Source organism: Kushneria indalinina DSM 14324, assembly GCF_003385845.1.
Taxonomy (GTDB): Bacteria; Pseudomonadota; Gammaproteobacteria; order Pseudomonadales; family Halomonadaceae; genus Kushneria; species Kushneria indalinina.
This window is the reverse complement of record NZ_QRDJ01000006.1, coordinates 240,324-259,839: the sequence shown is the minus strand read 5'-3', so window position 1 is coordinate 259,839 and position 19,516 is coordinate 240,324. Positions and strand designations below refer to the sequence as shown.

Here is a 19,516-nt window from a genome sequence, read left to right as displayed (position 1 = left end):
TGTCTTGCGAGATACGACCCCGTTAAAGACGCAGACTGCTGGTGAGCTGCACATCCACCGTGACATCCAGATGGGTGAGGGCCTCGGCCCGTGCGCGCCCCTCGGCACTGGCACGATAGAGATGCGGCGTCATGACCAGCAGGTCCGCAATCTGCTCGGCGCTGTCCAGCGACAGTGCGTAGCGCACGGTCTCCACCGTATCGGCTGAAAATCCAACCTCAGCCGTCTGCCGAGGCTCGCGGGGTGCCTTGAGCGTCGGATAGATGATTTCACGCAGTTCAATCAGATGATCCGGCCCGGCCTCGACCTCCAAAAGCAGCCCGCCGGGCTTGAGCACGCGGGCAAACTCGGCAGGCGTCGGGAAGCCGAACATGCACAGCACCACATCCAGGCTGTGATCCGGCACCGGCAGCGCCGCGTTGCTGCCCACCACCCATTGCATGCGCTTGTCACGCCCGGCCGCGGCCTGCACCGCCCACTTGGAGATATCCAGCCCCAGCAGCGCAAGCTCATGCTGCACCACCCCGGCGTCTGCGAGCGCCCGCAGGTAGTAGCCCTCGCCACAGCCGGCATCCAGCACGGCAAGCCGGTCATGTTCAGGTGCCTGAGCCAGTACCCGGCGGCTGACGGCTTCGGCAATGCCCTGATAGTGGCCGGCCTCCAGAAAGCGCCGCCGGGCGACGATCATGGCCTTGCTGTCCCCCGGATCAAGCGAGCGCTTTTTCTGTACCGGCAGCAGATTGACGTGTCCCTGACGCGACACATCGAAGGTATGGCCCTGCGGGCAGCACCAGCCTGACTCGGTACGACAAAGCGGCGCACCATCGAGCGGACAGGTCAGTCTATTGAAAGGCGCAATGCTCATGCAGGACGGCGCCCCGGCGATGCAAAGCGCGCCATTTCAAACAGGGCCAGCTCTGGCAGGCGACGCTGCTCAGCCAGCCAGATGCCGAGTGCCTCGCCCAGCGCGCTGGCAAACTTGAAGCCGTGACCGGAAAAGCCGCCGGCCACGATCAATCCGGGCAGCGGCTCATCGATCAGGAAATGCTCATCGGACGTGCGGATGTACTGACACACCGCACCAAAGCGCAGTGCACCAACGCCGGGAAAGTAACGATCCACTACCTGCTGGAGTTCGCTGACGTCATCCTCAAACTCACCAAACTCGGCCATCGCCTCGCCGGGCGGTAGCGGCTGGCCGCTGTCATGGCGGCCCATCTTGAAGCCGGCCCCGTCGATATCGGGAAAACCATAATAGACGCCGCTGGAAGGCGTGTTCAGGCTGAACCCCGGAAAATTGTCCACCGCGTAGCGCGCGTCGCAGTCATACCAGGCAAAGGTCTTGCGCACCCGGGTGAGCGGCAAATCAACGCCCAGTTCTGCCATCAGCGGTGCGATGTGCTGCCCCGCCGAAAGCAGCACCCGCTCGGCGGTAAAGCGTCGGCCATCGGCGCAGATCGCCTCCCAGCCGCCCTGCTCGCGGCGCGCCAGTTGCATGACCTGGGCACCGGTTTCAAGCGCAACGTTCGGGCTGCGCTCAACGCGGGCGCGCCAGCACGCCAGAATACGCTCCACGTACAGCACACCGGCCTCAGCCTCGAAGCCGCCATTCATGGTGGCGTCCAGCGCCCAGCCGGGCCAGCGCCGAGCAACCTGATCCCCCTTCAGACTGTCGAGCGCCAGACCGTGCTGTCGAGCGCTGGCCTCGACCTGCCCGATAAAGGGCGCCTCGGGCGGGCCGATGTTGATCACGCCGGTGGGCAGAAAGAGTGATTCGCCGCTCTCGGCTTCAAGCGCCTTCCAGAGCGCCAGCGCGCGTTTGGCCAGCGGCACGTAGCTGCTGCCCTCGCCGTAGGCCTGACGCAACAGCCGCGTCTCGCCGTGATGGGCACCCTGTGTATGGGGCGGGCTGTGGGCATCGAGCAGCTGCACGCTGGAATCAGTGTGATGGGCCAGCCAGTCCGCAGTCGCCAGCCCCATGCTGCCGGCACCGATGATCAGGTAATCCGTGGTGGTCGTCACAGCCGCGGCTCCCTTTTGGCGGACTCGGCGGGGCCGCTTTTCGCTTTTGACACTGCCTTGCGTTCCTTGCGCTCGCTGCGCGCGATCAGCGCCGTACCGGCCAGATCACCGGTGACGTTAAGCGCCGTGCAGCCCATGCCGACCAGCGCATCGATCGAGGTCAGAAGGGCCACGGTCTCGATCGGCAGACCGACCTGGGAGAAGACGGTCGCGATCATCACGATCCCTGCTCCCGGCACCCCGGCGGTACCAATCGAAATCAGCGTACCGATCAGCACGATCTCGGCCATGGTGGTCAGATCCAGCGGCGTCCCCATCACGTTGGCGGCAAACACCGCCGAAATGGCAATACGAATGGCCGCGCCGTCCATGTTGATGGTCGCGCCCAGCGGCAGGCTGAAACCGTACAGCGGTTGCGGCAGCCCCATGCGACTGGCGGCATTGAGACTCAGCGGCAGCACGCCGGTGCTGCTCTGGGTGGCAAAGGCGGTCGCCATGGGCGTGCGCGCCTCGCGAAAGAAATCCCGCAGGCGCACGCCAAAAAGCTTCATCAGCACGCAGTAGACCAGCAGATGCACACCCAGTGCGATGTAGAGCACCATCACCATGTTGCCCAGTGACAGGATGGTCTCGAGCCCCTGCTGGCTGACCGTGTTGGCGACGATCGCAAACACGCCGATGGGCACGACATGCAACACGCCCGCCATCACCTTCATGGTGACACCGTTGAGTCCTTCCAGAATGCGATAGAGATTGTCGCCCATCTCACGCTGCTCACTGGACGCACGCATGAACAGTAGCGCCAGACCAAACACCACCGCGGTGAAGATGATCCCCAGCAGGTTGGGTTCGGCAAACGCCGAGACGATGTTGCTGGGCACGATATTCAACAGCACCTGCACCAGCCCCGGATTCTCCGGCACGCTGACGCTGGCGCTGCTGTCCAGCGTCATGCCCTGCCCGGGATTGAACAGCGTCGCCACGGCCAGTCCTACCATGATCGCCAGCGCCGTGGTCACCACGTAATAGAGCAACACCTTGCGCCCGATGCGGCCCATGCTGCTCACATTGGCCTGATTGATACCCACCATCAGGGTAAAGAGCACGATGGGCACGATCAGAAACTGCAGAAGACGCAGCAGCAGATCGCCCAGCGGCGCCAGCCAGGTGACGTACTCGCCGCCAAGGAGGCCGGCGACCACCCCCAGCACCAGCGCCAGCGTCACGCGCAGGATCAGGGAAGCCTTGAGATAGGCGCGAAACAGGGTTTTCATCAGACATCCTTGAAGACGGGAAACAGCCTTGACCACAGCGTCGAACGGACACCGGTCACGGCCTGACAGACAGCCGCTTTTCTCTGGGCGGGGATTATGCCATTAACGTGCGGGCAAGAAAGTACAGCAGGGGCGCATGTGCTTATTCCCACCAGCACTAACTGCAGGCGGTAATGTCACGTCTCCTGTCGCGACATACCTGTCGGACTCAAGCAGTAGCGCCCCGGTATTCGGGATACCGGGGCGCTACTTTATGCTGCCGTCCACCTGCCGTCGTTATCAGAGCTAAATAATCGCCCGTCGAATCCGCGCCGAGACCCACTCGCTGATCACCACCGTGCCCAGGATCAAAAGCAGAATCATGGTGACCTGCGGCCAGGCGAGCACGTTGAGCGAGGCCTGCAGCTTGAGCCCGATACCGCCAGCACCGACCAGTCCGAGAATCGTGCTTTCGCGGATGTTGATGTCCCAGCGAAAGACCGAAATGCCGCAAAAGGCCGGCAGCAGCTGTGGCAGGTAGGCGTAGTTGAGGACCTGGGCACGACCGGCGCCGGTCGCAGCAATGGCTTCGATCTGGCGGGCGTCAGTCTCCTCGATCGCTTCATACAACAGCTTGGCCACAAAGCCGATCGAGCGCAGCGCGATGGCCACGATGCCGGCCAGCAGCCCGGGGCCGATGACGGCGACCAGCAGCAGCGCCCAGATCAGCGAGTTGATCGAGCGCGAGGTCACGATGATGAAAAGCGCCACCGGGCGCACCAGCGCCACGCTCGGGGTGGTATTGCGCGCAGCCAGAAAGGCGACCGGCACGGCCATGATCACCCCACCCAGCGTGCCCAGGGTGGCGATATTGAGCGTGTCCCACAGCGGCGCCATCAGCTCGGGCAGATAGCCCCAGCGCGGTGGCACCATCCGACTGCCGATATCGGCGGCCTGCGCCGGGGCATCCAGCACGAACGCCCAGATGGTGTCCTGGGTCATCACCTGCCAGCACCAGACAAACAGTGCCACCAGCGCCAGCCAGCCGGCCCAGAGCAGCAGCTGCACGCGCGGCGTGCGCCACTGCCACAGCTGCGAGTAGTGTTGTGGCTCGTTCATTGTACCCATTTCCTCACCAGCCCCGAGGTGTACTCCGAGACCATCACGATGGCGATGATGATCAGCAAAATGGCACCGGCGCTGTCGTACTCGTAGCGATCGATGGCGGTATTGAGCGTCGCACCGATGCCGCCGGCGCCGACAATGCCGATCACCGCGCTTTCGCGAAAGTTGATGTCAAGGCGATAGAGCGACAGCCCGATCAGGCGCGGCAGCACCTGCGGCTCGACGGCGTAGTTGATCATCTGCCACCAGGAGGCGCCGGTGGCATGTATCGCTTCGAGCTGCGCGTGGCTTGCCTCCTCGATATCATCGGCCAGCAGCTTGGCCAGAAAGCCGATGGTGGCAAAGGCGAGCGTCAGAAATCCGGCAAAGGGGCCAAAACCGAACATCGCTACCAAAAAGATGGCGATGATGATCTCCTGCAGCGAGCGGCTGACCGCAATGATAGAGCGACACACCAGATAGACCGGCCGCGGCGTTAGATTGCGCGCCGCGCCGATGCCGATCGGGATCGATATGAGAATGCCGACCACGGTCGAGGTCAGCGTCATGGTCAGGCTCTCGCTCAGCCCCTGCACAATATCGCGCTGACGGCTGACAAAATCCGGCTGCAGAAAGCCCACCACGAAGCGCTGGCCACGCTCCAGGCCGATGCTGACCCGCTGCCAGTCGATCTCCAGGGAGCCGATCGCCAGCACCAGATACACCATGGCGGCAATCCCCAGCCCCAGCCGCCAGCCCGGGTGCTGGATGATCTGCGGTGGGCGCTTCCAGTGGCGCGGATAGTTCGAGGTGCTCATGAGACCAGCGCCCGCGCGTCGGTGATGGTCGGCTCGGGTGGCGCGTCATCCTCCTCCGGCGCGGCCGGCTGCCAGTCTTCCTCGCCATAGATATGCGTCAGCATGGCCTCATCGAGTGCCTGCGGCGCGCCGTCAAAGACCACCTGGCCGGCGCGCAGCCCGATCAGGCGCTGCACGAACTGCTTTGCCAGCGGCACATCGTGGATGTTAACGATGGCCGGCAGATGGCGCTCGGCGCAGATATCGGTGAGCAACCGCATGATCTGGCGGCTGGTGCGCGGATCAAGACTGGCGGTGGGCTCATCAATCAGCAAAAGCTCCGGCTCCTGGGCCAGCGCCCGGGCGATACCGACGCGCTGGCGCTGGCCGCCGGAGAGTGCATCGGCGCGCTTGTTGGCGTGCGCCATCAGGCCCACGCGGTCCAGCAGCGCCCAGGCGCGCTGAATATCCTCGGCCGGAAAACGACGCGTCCAGCTGCGCCAGAACGGCACATAGCCGAGTCGGCCGGAAAGCACGTTCTCCATCACGGTCAGGCGCTCGACGAGGGCATATTCCTGAAAGATCATTCCGATGCGCCGGCGCTGGGTGCGAAGCCCGGCGCCACCCAGTCGCGTCAGGTCGATATTGCCCAGCAGGACCTGGCCGGCGGTGGGCTCGACCAGCCGGTTGATGCAGCGAATCAGGGTCGACTTGCCGGCCCCCGAAGGGCCAATCAGGCCCACGATCTGGCCGCCCGGCACGGTGAAGGAAACCTCGTTTAGAGCACTGTCGCCGGTGCGATAGGTTTTGGAGAGCCCCTTGAGGGTCAGCATGACACGCCTCCATGAGTGGCGGCCGGGCGCCCATCGCCCGGCCGGATGAGTGGCGCCATAGACATCAACCGCACTCGTAGCTCACGCCGTTGGCCTCATCGATGGTGCGAATCACTTCCCAGTCGTCCTTGAAGTTGATCTCGACAAACTGCGACTCGCCACCGCTGCCAAACTCCTTCTCAAGCCCCGAGCCCTGCCAGTCAAAGGTCCGGAAGGCCTCCTGAATCTTCTCCTGCAGTTCGGGATTGAGGTCATGGGCCACGCCATAGCCGGTGGTCGGGAACGTCTGCGACGTATAGAGCGTCGTCATTTGATCGGCCTGTACCACGCCGCGTTCGACCATGCGATCGCGCACCGAGTTGGCAATCGCCGCGGCGGTATAGTCATGATTGACGACCCCCAGGATCGAGCTGTCGTGCGCCCCGGAGAACACTGTCTCGTAGTCGCGTCCGGCCTGGAGGCCGAACTCGGCATCCAGAATCGCCGACGGCGCCTTGAAACCCGAGTTGGAGGTTTCAGACGTGAAGGCCATTTCCTTGCCCTTGAGACCCTCGACATCGTCAATGCCGGAGCCCGGCCAGGTGATGATCTCCATCTCATAGCCAAAGGCGCCATCCTCGGCGGCCATCATGGTGAAGGGGCGAAAGCCGGCGCAGGCCACCGCCAGCGGTGTGGTGCCGGTACTGAAGCCGGCCACATGCAGACGGCCGGCGCGCATCGCCTCGATCTGTGCGGCATTGGACTGCACCGGGAAGAACTGCACCCGCTTGCCGGTCACCTCGCTCATGTGATCGAGAAAACCTGACCACACGTCGGCGTACATGGCCGGGTCCTCGACCGGGGTGTAGGCAAAGATGAGGGTGCTCGGATCGCGCCACTGCGAAGAATCGGTGGGCACATCCGCGACCATGTCGCCGTCGCTGTCGCTGTAGCGGCTGCTCAACTGAAAATCGGCCTGAGCCGTCTGCGCCAGCGGCAGGGCCAGCAGAAAGGCAGCCAGCGCGCTAAAGGAGGTCGTTCGCATGAGTTCATTCCCCGGATTGTTCTATAGAGATGACAATCCTGGGCAATGAATATGACAGGACAACGACAGCGGCGACGGTTGCACCGATTCCACTGCCGTCTCGACTATTCGGCGGCCAGTCGCTCGCCGAGCAGACGGCCATTTTCCAGGCAATCCCCCACCGCGATACCGTCTCGCCAGTTGCCCACCAGCGAAAGACCATCGTGATGTTCCAGCGCTTGATCCAGCCGCTTGATCCGATCCAGATGGCCCAGCTCATACTGCGGAATGGCCTGCGGCCAGCGGCTGACCTGCTGCCAGACCGGGTCACCGCGAATGCCCAGCAGATCGCGCAGATCGTAGAGGACCTGCTGCACCTGGTCGGCATCGCTGCCCTCGGCCGCTTCAGGCTGACGCCGACCACCGATAAAGGCGTTGATCAGGCAGTGCCCGTCCGGGGCACGACCGTCAAAGATGGTCGAGGAGAACAGCGCCCCCAGCGTGCGGCGCTTTTCGATGCTCGGGATCAGCACGCCAAAACCGTCGAGGGCATGCGTGATGTCCTCGCGGCGAAAGCCCAGCGCCACCGCGTTGACCGGCGGATAGGCGATCTCATTGAGTGGCGCGGTCAGCGCCTCGTCCAGCGGCGCCAGAAGCTGGATGGCCACGGGTGCCGAGACCGCCAGCACCAGCTCGCGGGTGCGCCGGATGCGCCCCTCGCTGTCGATCACCTCCCAGCCATCATCTACTTTGCTGATGGCGGCCACGTCACACTGACACGCGATCTCGCCGCCGTGGGCCTCGATCTCTTCACCGAGCCGTTCGGCCAGGCGCCCCAGCCCCGCAGGGAAGCTCACCAGCTTGCCCCGCCACTCGGTGGGCATGGCAGGTTCGGCCCGGCGCGACTGCCAGAACTTCACCACTCCACCGCGAATCAGCGAGCCGTATTCACGCTCGATCGCCACCAGCCGTGGCATGGCCGCCTGCACCGAGAGCCGTTGCGGGTCACCGGCATAAACGCCCGACACAAACGGATCGACCATCCGCTCCAGCACCCGCCGGCCCAGACGGCGCTCGACGAAGCCGGCCAGGCTCTCCTCAGGGGCACTGCTGCGTTTGACAAAGGGTTCACGCACGATCTGCGACCAGCCTTCGCGACCGATCAATGGGTTATTCAGGGCGCGCAGCGGGTGGGTCGGCAGCGCGACCGGCCGACCATCCATGGCCACAAAACGCTTTTGGGCCTGGGGCCCGGCGGACTGCGCTTCCTTGAGCAGATCCATCTCCTCAAGCAGGTTGTAGAGTGGGGGCTTCATGATCAGCGTGTTGGGGCCGATCTCGGTCTGCCAGTCACCATCACTGCGGCTGCTGATATTGCCGCCCACGCGCGCCTCGCGCTCCAGCAGCGCCACCCGTTTGCCGCGTCGGGCCAGAATGCGCGCCGCCGCCAGCCCGGTCGCGCCACCGCCGATCACGATCACATCGTGGCGATCATCCTTCACGCTGCCCTCTTCCATCGGTGCTTCCCCTTGCCTGGTTCATCCATTTTCTTGATGACAACAGCATACGCAGCGCCGTCGTTCCGGGCGACAGATGACACGCGACACGTTGCCGCCAGCGTGCGCATTCAGGCTGCAGACATCAAAAAGCCCGGCACGGAGCCGGGCTTCTTGTCGTTCAGGATTGGACGCGATCAGTTCTGACCAATCTTGTCCTGCGTTTTGGTGTCGAAGTCGCTGGCATCGTGGCGCTCGTGGAGCTGGGTTTCCGGCTCGCCGAAGGTGCGATTGACCATGCGACCGCGCTGCACGGCCGGGCGGGCATCGATATCCTTCGCCCAGCGCATCACGTGCTCATAGCTCTCCACCTGCAGGAACTCGGCGGCGTCATACAGACGACCCAGCACCAGCTGACCATACCAGGACCAGATGGCGATGTCGGCAATGGTGTAGTCATCGCCGGCCATGTACTGATTATCGGCCAGATGGCGGTTGAGCACGTCGAGCTGGCGCTTGGCTTCCATGGTGTAGCGGTCGATCGGATACTCGAGCTTCACCGGCGCGTAGGCATAGAAGTGGCCGAAGCCGCCGCCCAGAAACGGCGCACTGCCCATCTGCCAGAACAGCCAGTTCATGGTTTCGGTGCGTGCCACGTGCTCACCGGGCAGCAGTTCGCCGAACTTCTCCGCCAGATAGAGCAGAATCGAGCCGGATTCGAACACCCGTGTGGGCGTCTCGGTGGTGTGATCCATCAGCGCCGGAATCTTGGAGTTCGGGTTGGCCTCGACAAAGCCACTGCCGAACTGGTCCCCTTCGCCGATATCGACCAGCCACGCATCGTACTCGGCGCCCTCATGGCCCAGTGCCAGCAGCTCCTCGAGCATGATTGAGGCCTTCACACCGTTGGGCGTGGCCAGCGAGTAAAGCTGAAACGGATGCTTGCCGACCGATAGCGCCTTGTCATGGGTAGGCCCGGCGACCGGACGGTTAATGCTGGCAAACTTGCCGCCACTCTCCTTGGGTTCCCAGACCGTGGGCGGCGTGTATTCCTGTTCACTCATGAGTCATTTCCTTGTCGCTTGTATGTGGGTGCCTGGCACCCGGCGTCAGGAGAAAAGATAGCGTGTTAATGAAAAGGCATCGACCACTGTTTTCATTCGCCAGCTTCGCGCGGAATCAGCCGCCCTGCCAGCACACACATCACAATGGCCATAACGCCGCAGATCGCGATGGTCAGCGGCATCAGCGCCGGCCCCTGCGTGGCCAGACTGACGACATAACCCACGCCGGCGGCCAGCAGGTAGTGCAGCGTGCCCATCAATGCCGAGGCCACGCCCGCCTGTCGGCCGCCATGGTTCATGGTCAGCGCCGTCAGATTGCCAAACACCAGCCCGAGCGCGGCGACCGCCAGCGCCAGCAGCGCGACATAGACCTCAAAGGTACCCATGCCGGCCGCGACGGCCAGTGCCAGAAGCCCGCCGGCCAGCGCGTGGACGCCCAGCCCGAGATAGGTCACTCGCGCCGGCGTCATGCCACGACCGGCGAGAATGTTGGCCAGCGTCCCGCCCAGAATCAGCCCCACCGAGTTGGCGGCAAACAGATAGCTGAAATGGGTCGGCGTCATGCCAAAATGCTCGGTAAACACGAAGGTGGCCGCGCTGATGTAGGTAAACAGCGAGCCCAGCACGAAACCACCGGCGAGTGTGTAGGCCATGAAGACCCGGCGGCGCGACTGGGCCAGATAGCCCTGCACCACGCTGCTCACGCTCAGCGCCACCCGACGCTCGGGGTCCAGTGATTCAGGGATAGCGACCAGCCCCCACACCAGCCCTGTAATGCCGAGTACCGCCAGCACCCAGAAGATGCCCCGCCAGCCGCCGTGTTCGAGCATGAAACCACCCATCATCGGCGCCACGACCGGGGCGATCATCATCACCTGCATCAGCAGCGAAAAGATTCTGGCCGAGCTTTTGACGTCACACAGATCGGCCACGATGGCGCGCGGCGCCACCAGCCCGGCGGCAGCGCCGATGGCCTGGGCAAAGCGTGCGACCAGCAGCCACTCGAGCGTGGGCGCCATGGCAGCGGCCACCGAACCCGCCACAAAGATCACCAGCCCCACCATGAGCGGCATCCGCCGCCCGAAACGCTCCAGCAGCGGGCCATACAGGCACTGACCCAGCGCCAGGCCGGCCAGAAAGACGGACAGGGTCTGCTGCACGCTGCCGGCCGAAACGCCGTAGGTCTGCGCAATCATCGGCATGCCGGGCAGGTACATGTCGATGGCCATGGCATCGAGCGCGGTCAAAAGCGCCAGCAGTATCACCAGCGAAAGCCCGATGTTTCCCTGATAGGCGTCAGCCCGAGCCGTCTGCTGAGTCATGGCGTTTCTCCCTGTTCAAGCCTTGCGATGCTGTCACCCATGAGACGCTCCAGGGCGTTGAGGCGCGCTTCAAAACGCGCCTGACCGATATAGATCAGGGCCACGTGCAGACTGTCGACCATGCCCATCCAGGCATGCCCCATGACCTCGGCATCCTGGTCGGAAATCTGCCCGAGATGGCGGCGCAGTGCGGTCGTAAAGTCCGCCAGCAGTTGCTGCATATAGACTTCATAGCCTTCCTGAAGCTCGTCAAAGAGGGACGCAGGCGGGATATAGGAGGTCCGCAGCAGAAAGCGGAAATGCTCGGAATCGGCGTAGCGCGCCAGCAGCGACTCGCAGTAGTTTTGTCCTGGAAGCCCGGGCTCAGGGCGGGCAAAGCATTCCCGGGCAAAGAGCGCTTCCATTTCAAGCGCGTCTTCAAAGACCGCCATGAATAGCGCGTCCTTGTTTTTGACATGCGAATACAGCGACGCCTTGCGAATCCCGGCTTCAAGGGCAATGCCGGACAGTGAGGCGCCCTCATAGCCATGCCGGGCAAACTGAATCACTGCCGCGTTGAGCACCCGTCGCAGTGCCGGTGTGATGGTGGATGACATTGTCGCTACTCCAGAAAATCGGTAACCCGGTAACGCTTGCCACAAGGAGTTCAAACGCCGGGCCGCGCATCCTGACACAAAAGGCTACCGACCGGTAGGTAGCCCTGGTCATTTAAAAAAATGGCCCTGATGGGCCATTTCCTATCGCTGACGCTTTGGATCATTACCAGGTGAGCGTTTGATCTTCGAAGTCCACAAACCGCTGCTCGCTCCGACCCAGCGCACCTTCCAGCACCTTCACCAGCCCGGTGACGCTCTGCTCGACCGTTACCGGGGCATCATCACCGCCCATGTCGGTCTGCACCCAGCCCGGATGCAGATTCAGCACGCCGACCCCAGCAGGGATCGCCTCGTTAACGGCAAAGCCGCGCGTGAGGCTGTTGAGCGCGGCCTTGCTGGCCCGATAGAGCTCGCGGTCGCCTGAATCATTGAGCGACACGCTGCCCATGCGGGAGCTTAAAAAGCCGATCACTCCCTGAGGCGTCATGGCAGGCAGCAGCGCACGGGCCAGCCGTAGCGGCGCCATGGCATTAAGATCGAACAGCTCGCCGGTCTCCTCCCGACTCGCCTGCTCGGCGCGCTGATGATCCGGCCCCATGATGCCGGCCGAAATCACCAGCAGATTCAGCGCCTGCGGCCCGAGCGACTGGGCAAGTTCAGCAGGCCGGGAGGACTGGCCCAGATCCAGCTCGATGATCTCGAGCGCGACGTCATGCTGCTTTTGCAGATCTGACAGCGCCGGCGGCGTGCGGGCAGTGTCGCGCACCGTGGCCGTCACCTGCCAGCCATGCGTGAGCAGCACGCGCACCAGTCCCAGCCCGATGCCGCGGGAGGCACCCACCACCATGGCCCGGTACGCGGCGTCTTCAACGGTTGCGGCTTTTATCATGTCATCTCCCTGAGGCTCTACGGTTCAGGACATGTCCTGCTTAAAACATGGTGTTGTCGTTGGCGGATTCTTCCGGCACCGACTGAATCACGTCCCAGTGCTCGACGATTTTACCGTCATCGACGCGGAAAATATCCACCACGGCCTCGCCCTGATCCTCGTCACCGTTGGTCGAGTGCACATGCAGCCAGACCAGATCGCCATCGGCGGCGCTGCGCATGATTTCGCTTTTGTAGTCCGGATTTTCCTTGAAGTAACCCGAGAAGTAATCGACGAAGGGCGCCTTGCCGTCAGGCACCTCCGGATTGTGCTGGATATAGTCGCCTGCCAGCACCTCACCGCTTTTTTCAGTCTCATGCTCGTTGAAAAACTGGTTGTAGAAGTCCACCACCAGTTCCCGATTGGACTCTTCCTGATCCACATCGCACTCGGACTGGGCAAACGAGACCGCAGGAATGGCCAGCATCAATGCGGTGGTGGCCACGCCGAGGGATTTCAGTAACGACATGCAAATGCTCCAGAAGGGTTGGATTGATCAGTAGCCGACGGTGAAACGCTGGCGAACATGGGTGGGGTTTTCCAGCTCATCGACCATCGCCACGGCGTAGTCTTCAAAGGAAATGCTGGAGCCGCCCTCATGGGTCAAAAGCTGATCCTGGCCGAGTCGAAACTGACCGGTGCGATCGCCGGGCACGAACTCGGCAGAAGGCGACAGAAAGGTCCACTCGAGATCTTCCACGCCGCGCAGAAAGTCCAGAAACTCGCCGCCGGCGCGCGCCTCGGGCTGGTAGGCATCGGGGAAATCCGGTTGATCGATGAGTTTCTCTTCAAAAGCGACCTCAAGGCTGCCGGCGCCGCCGACGACGAGATAGCGCGTGACACCGGCATCCCGCACCGCACCGCACCGACCAGCGTTTTCACGTCATTGGTCTTGAAGTTCACCGCGCTGATGACGGCGTCATGCCCCTTAAGCAGTGCTGCCAGCGCCTGCGACTCATCGGCATCGCCCTGCCTTGCCGTCACGCCCGGCAGCGACGCAATCCTGTCCGCATTGCGCGCAATGGCCGTCACCTGATGCCCACGCTCGGACAGTTCGCTCAGAAGTCGTGAGCCGGCATTACCCGATGCCCCAATCAATGCCACCTTTGCCATGAGTCACCTTCCTGCTTGAGTTCCTACCCAATAGATGGTCTAAAAGACAGACCGTAAGCTAAACCTATGTGAGTTCCGAAGGCGGCGCAAGAAGTCATCGCCGCCTGACCCGGTCACATAAATGTGACCGCTGCACCCCCTGATGAACAATAAACAACACCCTTGATGGAGAGATCATGACAACGATATCTGACGGCGAAGAGATTGTTTTCGAACAGCCCTGCCCAATTCGAGATGTGCTTGATCGCATCGGCAATCAGTGGAGTCTTTTGATACTGGAGGCACTGGCGCCCGGAACCCTGCGCTTCAATGCCCTGATGCGCGAGATCGGTGACATCTCGAAACAGATGCTCTCTCGCACATTGAAGCAGCTCGAGCAGGACGGCTTTATTACCCGCACGCTCTACCCCGAGGTGCCGCCGCGGGTGGAATACGCCCTGACAGACCTGGGGCGCTCGTTTCTTGAGCCCATGCAGCAGCTGGTGGCCTGGGCGGAGTCGCACCACCGCGCCATTGTTGAGGCACGCACTCGATATCAGGCGAACCCGGAACAGCGTTGATGACACGAAAGCACAGCGCCCCCTCGAAAAGGGAAACGAAATGACGTCAGGCACCGGCTTTCGACGGCGCCTGGCGACCGGCCCTATTGGGAACGATCCCCCCGGGCATTCCTTTCAGATCTTTTTCGACCCTTTTCCATATCCCTTTTTCTAAGATCCGTTGCGGCGTTCCTTTCATCGCTACTGCCGGGGCTTTCACTGGCGTCCTTTTTGAAGCCCTTTTTACTGTCCTTATCAATCCCTTCCCGGGCGCCTTGCCTGGTCTCCTCTTCATCGTCGCTGCCGGGGCTTTCCTCGGCGTTTTCCTTGAAACCTTCTTCAGTGTTTTCATCAACGTCTTCGTCAGCGCCCTGTTCGCTGTCACTACGGTCTGCCGATGCATCGCGAGCCTCAGACACATTACCAAAGGCAACATCGTGGCGTCCGACCGCCATGACCTCTCTGGGCCACCACTCGGGATGGTTGTCCCGCACAAAGGCCAGCAGTCTTTCCCTGATCAACATCTCCGCCGTCCAGCCGCTCATCGGGTCAGTGGTCATGAGATAGCAGGCAATCGTTTGCGCCATATCGGTCTGTCCGGTCACGTAACACAGCAGCCTGTCATGCTCGACAACACTGTCCTCCTCCTTGGCAAACTCAACGAACTTCTCCCGGATACGACCGATGTCCGCGCTCAGATGAAGCTTCATTTCGAGGCATCGGTACTCGTGAGTGCTCTGGGCCGACATGTTTTCAAACGGCTTTGAGGCAAAGTAGGTGACCGGCACGAGCAGACGACGTTCATTCCAGACCCTCAGGCGGATAAACGTGTAGAAGATGCCCTCGACGTAACACCACTGATCCTCGAACATCACCAGATCACCGATGCGTATGGGCTTGGCGAGTGCCAGCTGAAACGACGAGAGAATATTGCTCAGCACCGCCTGGCCGGCGATACCCACCAGCACCGCCCCTACACTGGCCGAGGCCAGAATGGACAGCCCCAGCGTTTCAAAGATCTGAATCTGGCTCAGCACAAAGACCGAGACCGCCGTGACCATGATCAGGATGATGATTCGGCGCATCGCATAGAGCGATGTGAGCAGCCGGCGATCTTCCTTGGGGCTGGTATCGTCAATCTCGCCCATGAACCGCCGCATCATGCGGACCATGATGGTATCCACCAGACGCAGCGCAATTATTCCGGCAGCCCAGCCCAGAACGAGGATCAACAGCACGCGAAGGGTCGTGGTGATGACCGCCGAAAAGGACACCACGTAATCCAGCAGCATCTGGGTGGCCAGCGACATGACAATAAAGGCCAGAGGCCCTCTGATCCGATCGGTAAAAAAGCTTCGGGAGCCGCCTTCAGGCAGCCAGCGGGCGACCAGCCCTGCCAGGTTGTAGATCGCCCATCCCAACAGGGCAATCGCTGGCAACACGATCGGAATGGCAATCCACTCCCAGGCCTTGAGCATGCCAAGGGAGGTCTTGAGACGATCGGGAATATAGTCTTCAAAGCCGGAGGGGCCGTACTCGTCATACAGCAGCGGAATCGATGACACGGTGTCCGGCATGATCAGCCAGACAGGCTCTTCACCGTCGACCCGATAGCGGGCCAGACGAACATCATAGGTTTCGCCATCGGCCTGAAAGGAGGCCAGCTCAATATTACGACGCGGCACACCGGCGCGGGGATTTTGCCCCGAAGGGTCCTCGATGGCGGCGTCCTGACGCCCGGAGAGTCCGGATACCCTCAGCCACTCGCCACGGCGAAGTGCCACACCCAGCTCCTGGACCAGTCGTTCGCCCTTTTCGCGCTGCTCCTGGGGGCTCAGCTCGGAAAGATTGAGAATATGCGCTGCCGCGGCAAAATCCTCTTTTTGAGTCAGTTCCATCAGGCTGCGCATCGTCTCGCGTGGCGAGCCCCGCTGCACATGGTCAGGCGGCTCGCCCAGTCCGGTGTTCAGCGACTCGACTGAAAACCAGCGCCCGGCTTCGTTATCTCCCTCCTGCGCCGCCTGTGCCTGACTCACACACAGGGCGGACAACATGAGCATCACTGCCGCCAGCAGCCACACTCGCCATACATCATTTGCCTTCATACGTACGCCAGTTCCTTTGAATGGAACGTCCCCTCCATACCGCCTAATGGATGTGAATCATCAGACATGGCGGCAGTGGCCCCCGGACGATTGGTGGCCGGCGCACAGGGTAGTCACTGTGACAACGTCAGTCCCTGATCTGTGTTGAAAAAATGTCGCGTTCGATCGATTCGTCGGGAGATGACGCCATTACGGCGCCCCTGTCGATACTGCAGTACGTACCGCCGTCACGGGCAGGACTACACTGGCCATGGTCCTTTTCGTGCCCCATGCCCTCATAGGTCAGCCGGCAAATCCTGTCAAGGAGAACACACATGATCAATATCAGCGGTGCAGGACGTTATACGTTGGGCGATGGGCAGGTATGTCGCATGGGCTATGGCGCCATGCAGCTGACAGGGCCCGGCGTTTTCGGACCATCGAAGGATCCGGCCATGGCGCGCCGGGTACTGCAGGCTGTCGTTGAGGCCGGTGTCGATCATATCGATACCTCGGATTTCTATGGTCCGCACGTCACCAACCAGCTGATTCGCGAGGCGCTGCACCCTTATCCCGATCAACTGCACATCGTCACCAAGGTCAGTGCCCGCCGCGACGAGAACGGTGGCTGGCTGCCGGCGCTCTCTCCTGAAGAGCTGACCCGCGCCGTGGAGGACAACCTGAGAAATCTCGGGCTCGAGGCGCTGGAGGTGGTCAATCTGCGCAGCATGATCGACACCCACGGCCCGGCAGAGGGGTCGCTGGAAGAGCCCTGGACCACCCTGCTCGAGCTAAAGGCGCGCGGACTGATCCGCCATCTGGGACTGAGCAACGTGACCGCCACCCAGGTGCGTGAGGCGCAAAAGAGCGGCGAGGTGGCCTGTGTGCAGAACCAGTACAACCTGGCCCAGCGCCAGGACGACGCGCTGATCGATGAGCTGGCCGCGCAGAACATTCCCTACGTACCCTTCTTCCCACTGGGCGGTTTCACGCCCCTGCAGTCGGATGCGCTTGACGAGGTGGCCGCGCGCATCGAGGCCACACCGATGCAGGTAGCACTGGCCTGGCTTTTGCAACGCTCGCCCAATCTGTTGCTGATTCCCGGCACCTCATCGCTTTCGCATCTGGCAGAGAATCTGGACGCTGCCAATCTGCTGCTCCCGCATGCCGAACTGGCCGTGCTAGAGGGTATCGGCAAGGGTGAGGCGCGCGCCAGCGACTGATGGCGTGAGGCGCCCATGCTCGTTTCCGGCCGCCGCCTGTATCGCCGGGGCGGCCGGTCAAGCAGCGTCAGCCGCCGTAATGAATCGCGGAGCCGGGCCCCAGCGGCAGCCCCAGCAGCAGCCAAACGATCAACAGCAGCGTCCAGAACATCATGAAGGCCATCGAATAGGGCAGCATCACCGCGATCAGCGAGCCGATGCGAATGTCGCGGTCGTATTGCTGGGCATAGGCGATGATTAACGCAAAATAGGTCATCAGCGGCGTGATGATGTTGGTGGAAGAGTCCGCCACGCGGTAGGCCATCTGGGTCAGCTCCGGCGAGTAGCCCAGCTGCATCATGATCGGCACGAACACCGGCGCCAGGATCGCCCACTTGGCCGAGGCGCTGCCGATGAACAGGTTGATGAAGCCCACGATGAGTACGAACAGGATCAGCAGCGGAATGCCGGTCAGACTGATGCTCTGCAAAAGCTCCGCGCCGTAGACCGCCATGAAGGTGCCAAGGTTGGACTCGGCAAACCAGGCGACAAACTGACCGGCAGTAAAGGCGAGCATGATGAACATGCTCATGCCGGCCATCGTTTTGGAGAGCTCATTGGCGACGTCGGTATCGTTTTTGACCGCGCCGGTGACGATGCCATAGACCAGCCCGGGCACGAAAAAGAGAATCAGCAGCACCACCGCCAGCGCGCTCATGAAGGGCGACTGTACGATGGCCCCGCCTTCACCGCGCAGCGGCGCCCCCGGCGGCACGATCAACAGCGCCAGCAGGGCCAGGGTGACCACAAACGCGATGCTGGCCCATTTCATGCCGCGCTTTTCCAGCGCCGTGATGGTGGTGGACTCTTCGCCCTGGTAGTCGCCCTCATAGCGGCCCAGCCGCGGCTCGACCACGAACTGGCTGATCAACGTGCCGATGATGGCCAGAAAGAAGGTCGAGACGATGATGAAGTAGTAGTTCATCGCCAGATTGAGCGACCCGGCGTAGGCCGGATCAATTGTCGCAGCGGCTTGAATGGTCAGCTCGCCCAGCATGACATCGGTGGCCGACAGCAGCAGGTTGGCGCTGAAGCCCGCCGAAACGCCGGCGAAGGCCGCCGCCAGCCCGGCGATGGGGTGACGACCGAGCGCGGCAAAGATCATCGCGCCCAGCGGCGGCAGCACCACATAGCCGGCATCGGAAGCGACGCTCGACATGATGCCGGCAAACACCAGCCCGAAGGTGATCAGCGATTTGGGAATGGAGAGAATAAAGCCGCGTAGCAGTACGCTGATCAGCCCGGTACGCTCGGCCATGCCGATGCCGATCATGGTCGCCAGCACAACGCCGAGCGGCGCAAAGCCGATGAAGTTATCGACCAGAGAACCGAAGATATAGCGGATGCCCTCCGCGGAGAGCAGATTGTTGACCGCCACGGCCTCCCCGCCGCCGGGCGGCACGACTTCCAGCCCGAACAGCGACAGCACCGCCGAGACGATCGCGACCAGTGCGGCCAGCAAAGCAAAGAGAGTGACGGGATGGGGTAGGCGGTTACCCGTACGTTCGATGGAGTTGAGCAGGCGCTGCAAAAGGCCCACTCGCTGGCTCTGGTTGTTCATTGTTCGACCACCGATAGAGATGTTGGCTGTGGGTTTCGGCGCGCCATCCTAAAGAAACAGCGCGCCTGCTCCCGCTTTTATTAAGCCCAACAACAGTTTGGCGACGACCGCAGCGTCCGGACCTAAAGAATCAGCATACTCAACACGATATAGCGCAGCGCCTTGCCGCAGGTCACAAGTAACAAGAACCAGAACAGATTGACCCGCAGCACCCCGGCGATCAGCGTCAGCGGATCCCCGATGATCGGTACCCAGGAAAGCAGTAACGACCAGCGCCCGTAGCGACGAAAACGCTGCTCGGCACGGGCCATGATTCCCGGCTTCTGGCGTGCCAGCCAGCCCTGATTGGCCCAGTAGCCCATGGCGTAGTTCACCAGCGAGCCGAGCACGTTGGCGACAGTGGCAATGAGCACCAGGGTGACGGGTGAGCCGCCCCTGAGCAGCAGCGCGGCCAGCACGGCTTCTGACCCCATCGGTAACAGCGTGGCCGAGAGAAAGGCCGATGCGAATAGCCCGGTCTGACTGATATCCAGCAATGA

General features: G+C 62.3%; 19 protein-coding genes and 1 pseudogene. 2 read left to right on the top strand and 18 right to left on the bottom strand.

Annotation, left to right across the window (positions count from 1 at the left end):
• Positions 1-22: 22 nt before the first annotated feature.
• The 15 genes and pseudogenes from C8D72_RS01215 to C8D72_RS17710 form a co-directional block, all read right to left on the bottom strand.
• Positions 23-865, bottom strand: a complete 843-nt coding sequence (locus tag C8D72_RS01215; protein WP_115852603.1) for a putative RNA methyltransferase — start codon at positions 863-865, stop codon at positions 23-25.
• On the bottom strand, positions 862-2,022 hold the full coding sequence (gene solA / locus C8D72_RS01210) for an N-methyl-L-tryptophan oxidase (RefSeq protein ID WP_115852602.1): 1,161 nt from the start codon (positions 2,020-2,022) through the stop codon (positions 862-864). The genes C8D72_RS01215 and solA overlap by 4 nt, the downstream gene beginning before the upstream one ends.
• Positions 2,019-3,296, bottom strand: coding sequence for a dicarboxylate/amino acid:cation symporter (locus tag C8D72_RS01205; RefSeq protein WP_115852601.1), 1,278 nt, complete (start codon positions 3,294-3,296; stop codon positions 2,019-2,021). The genes solA and C8D72_RS01205 overlap by 4 nt, the downstream gene beginning before the upstream one ends.
• Positions 3,297-3,581: 285 nt before the next feature.
• Positions 3,582-4,394 (bottom strand): phosphonate ABC transporter, permease protein PhnE, encoded by an 813-nt coding sequence (gene phnE, locus C8D72_RS01200; protein ID WP_115852600.1) that lies wholly within the window; start codon positions 4,392-4,394, stop codon positions 3,582-3,584.
• Positions 4,391-5,197: a phosphonate ABC transporter, permease protein PhnE gene (phnE, locus tag C8D72_RS01195; RefSeq protein ID WP_115852599.1), complete on the bottom strand. Its 807-nt coding sequence runs from the start codon at positions 5,195-5,197 to the stop codon at positions 4,391-4,393. Before phnE (C8D72_RS01195) ends, phnE (C8D72_RS01200) begins: the two co-directional genes overlap by 4 nt.
• Complete coding sequence (gene phnC, locus C8D72_RS01190) at positions 5,194-6,009, bottom strand: phosphonate ABC transporter ATP-binding protein (protein WP_115852598.1); 816 nt, start codon at positions 6,007-6,009, stop codon at positions 5,194-5,196. The genes phnE (C8D72_RS01195) and phnC overlap by 4 nt, the downstream gene beginning before the upstream one ends.
• Positions 6,010-6,073: 64 nt before the next feature.
• On the bottom strand, positions 6,074-7,033 hold the full coding sequence (gene phnD / locus C8D72_RS01185) for a phosphate/phosphite/phosphonate ABC transporter substrate-binding protein (protein WP_115852597.1): 960 nt from the start codon (positions 7,031-7,033) through the stop codon (positions 6,074-6,076).
• Between the two features lie 104 nt (positions 7,034-7,137).
• Positions 7,138-8,529: a protoporphyrinogen oxidase gene (gene hemG, locus C8D72_RS01180; protein ID WP_115852596.1), complete on the bottom strand. Its 1,392-nt coding sequence runs from the start codon at positions 8,527-8,529 to the stop codon at positions 7,138-7,140.
• A 176-nt stretch (positions 8,530-8,705) separates the two neighbouring features.
• Positions 8,706-9,572, bottom strand: a complete 867-nt coding sequence (gene yghU / locus C8D72_RS01175; RefSeq protein ID WP_115852595.1) for a glutathione-dependent disulfide-bond oxidoreductase — start codon at positions 9,570-9,572, stop codon at positions 8,706-8,708.
• A 92-nt stretch (positions 9,573-9,664) separates the two neighbouring features.
• On the bottom strand, positions 9,665-10,894 hold the full coding sequence (locus C8D72_RS01170) for a multidrug effflux MFS transporter (protein WP_115852594.1): 1,230 nt from the start codon (positions 10,892-10,894) through the stop codon (positions 9,665-9,667).
• Positions 10,891-11,490 carry a TetR/AcrR family transcriptional regulator gene (locus C8D72_RS01165; protein WP_115852593.1) on the bottom strand — a complete coding sequence of 200 codons (600 nt, stop codon included), beginning with the start codon at positions 11,488-11,490 and terminating at the stop codon, positions 10,891-10,893. The genes C8D72_RS01170 and C8D72_RS01165 overlap by 4 nt, the downstream gene beginning before the upstream one ends.
• Positions 11,491-11,653: 163 nt before the next feature.
• Positions 11,654-12,379 carry an SDR family oxidoreductase gene (locus C8D72_RS01160; RefSeq protein WP_115852592.1) on the bottom strand — a complete coding sequence of 242 codons (726 nt, stop codon included), beginning with the start codon at positions 12,377-12,379 and terminating at the stop codon, positions 11,654-11,656.
• A 40-nt stretch (positions 12,380-12,419) separates the two neighbouring features.
• Entirely contained in the window at positions 12,420-12,887 is a 468-nt protein-coding gene (locus tag C8D72_RS01155) for a nuclear transport factor 2 family protein (RefSeq protein WP_115852591.1), read from the bottom strand.
• Between the two features lie 27 nt (positions 12,888-12,914).
• Positions 12,915-13,274 carry an NAD(P)-dependent oxidoreductase gene (locus tag C8D72_RS17715; protein ID WP_281271595.1) on the bottom strand — a complete coding sequence of 120 codons (360 nt, stop codon included), beginning with the start codon at positions 13,272-13,274 and terminating at the stop codon, positions 12,915-12,917.
• Between the two features lie 11 nt (positions 13,275-13,285).
• Positions 13,286-13,531, bottom strand: a pseudogene (locus C8D72_RS17710) (NAD(P)-dependent oxidoreductase); the annotation flags it as partial.
• A gap of 176 nt (positions 13,532-13,707) precedes the next feature.
• Here C8D72_RS17710 and C8D72_RS01145 point away from each other — a divergent pair.
• The gene (locus C8D72_RS01145) at positions 13,708-14,091 is read left to right on the top strand and encodes a winged helix-turn-helix transcriptional regulator (RefSeq protein WP_115852590.1); all 384 of its coding nucleotides are present in this window, start codon (positions 13,708-13,710) and stop codon (positions 14,089-14,091) included.
• An 83-nt stretch (positions 14,092-14,174) separates the two neighbouring features.
• On the opposite strand, the gene C8D72_RS01140 is transcribed toward C8D72_RS01145, so the two are convergent.
• Positions 14,175-16,175, bottom strand: coding sequence for a mechanosensitive ion channel family protein (locus C8D72_RS01140; protein ID WP_115852589.1), 2,001 nt, complete (start codon positions 16,173-16,175; stop codon positions 14,175-14,177).
• A 314-nt stretch (positions 16,176-16,489) separates the two neighbouring features.
• On the opposite strand from C8D72_RS01140, the gene C8D72_RS01135 reads away from it, so the two are divergent.
• Positions 16,490-17,377, top strand: a complete 888-nt coding sequence (locus C8D72_RS01135) for an aldo/keto reductase family oxidoreductase (RefSeq protein ID WP_115852588.1) — start codon at positions 16,490-16,492, stop codon at positions 17,375-17,377.
• Positions 17,378-17,444: 67 nt separating this feature from the next.
• On the opposite strand, the gene C8D72_RS01130 is transcribed toward C8D72_RS01135, so the two are convergent.
• Both C8D72_RS01130 and C8D72_RS01125 read right to left on the bottom strand, forming a co-directional pair.
• The gene (locus C8D72_RS01130) at positions 17,445-18,977 is read right to left on the bottom strand and encodes an AbgT family transporter (RefSeq protein WP_115852587.1); all 1,533 of its coding nucleotides are present in this window, start codon (positions 18,975-18,977) and stop codon (positions 17,445-17,447) included.
• Positions 18,978-19,099: 122 nt separating this feature from the next.
• Positions 19,100-19,513, bottom strand: coding sequence for a YqaA family protein (locus tag C8D72_RS01125; RefSeq protein WP_245955106.1), 414 nt, complete (start codon positions 19,511-19,513; stop codon positions 19,100-19,102).
• Between the last annotated feature and the right edge of the window lie 3 nt (positions 19,514-19,516).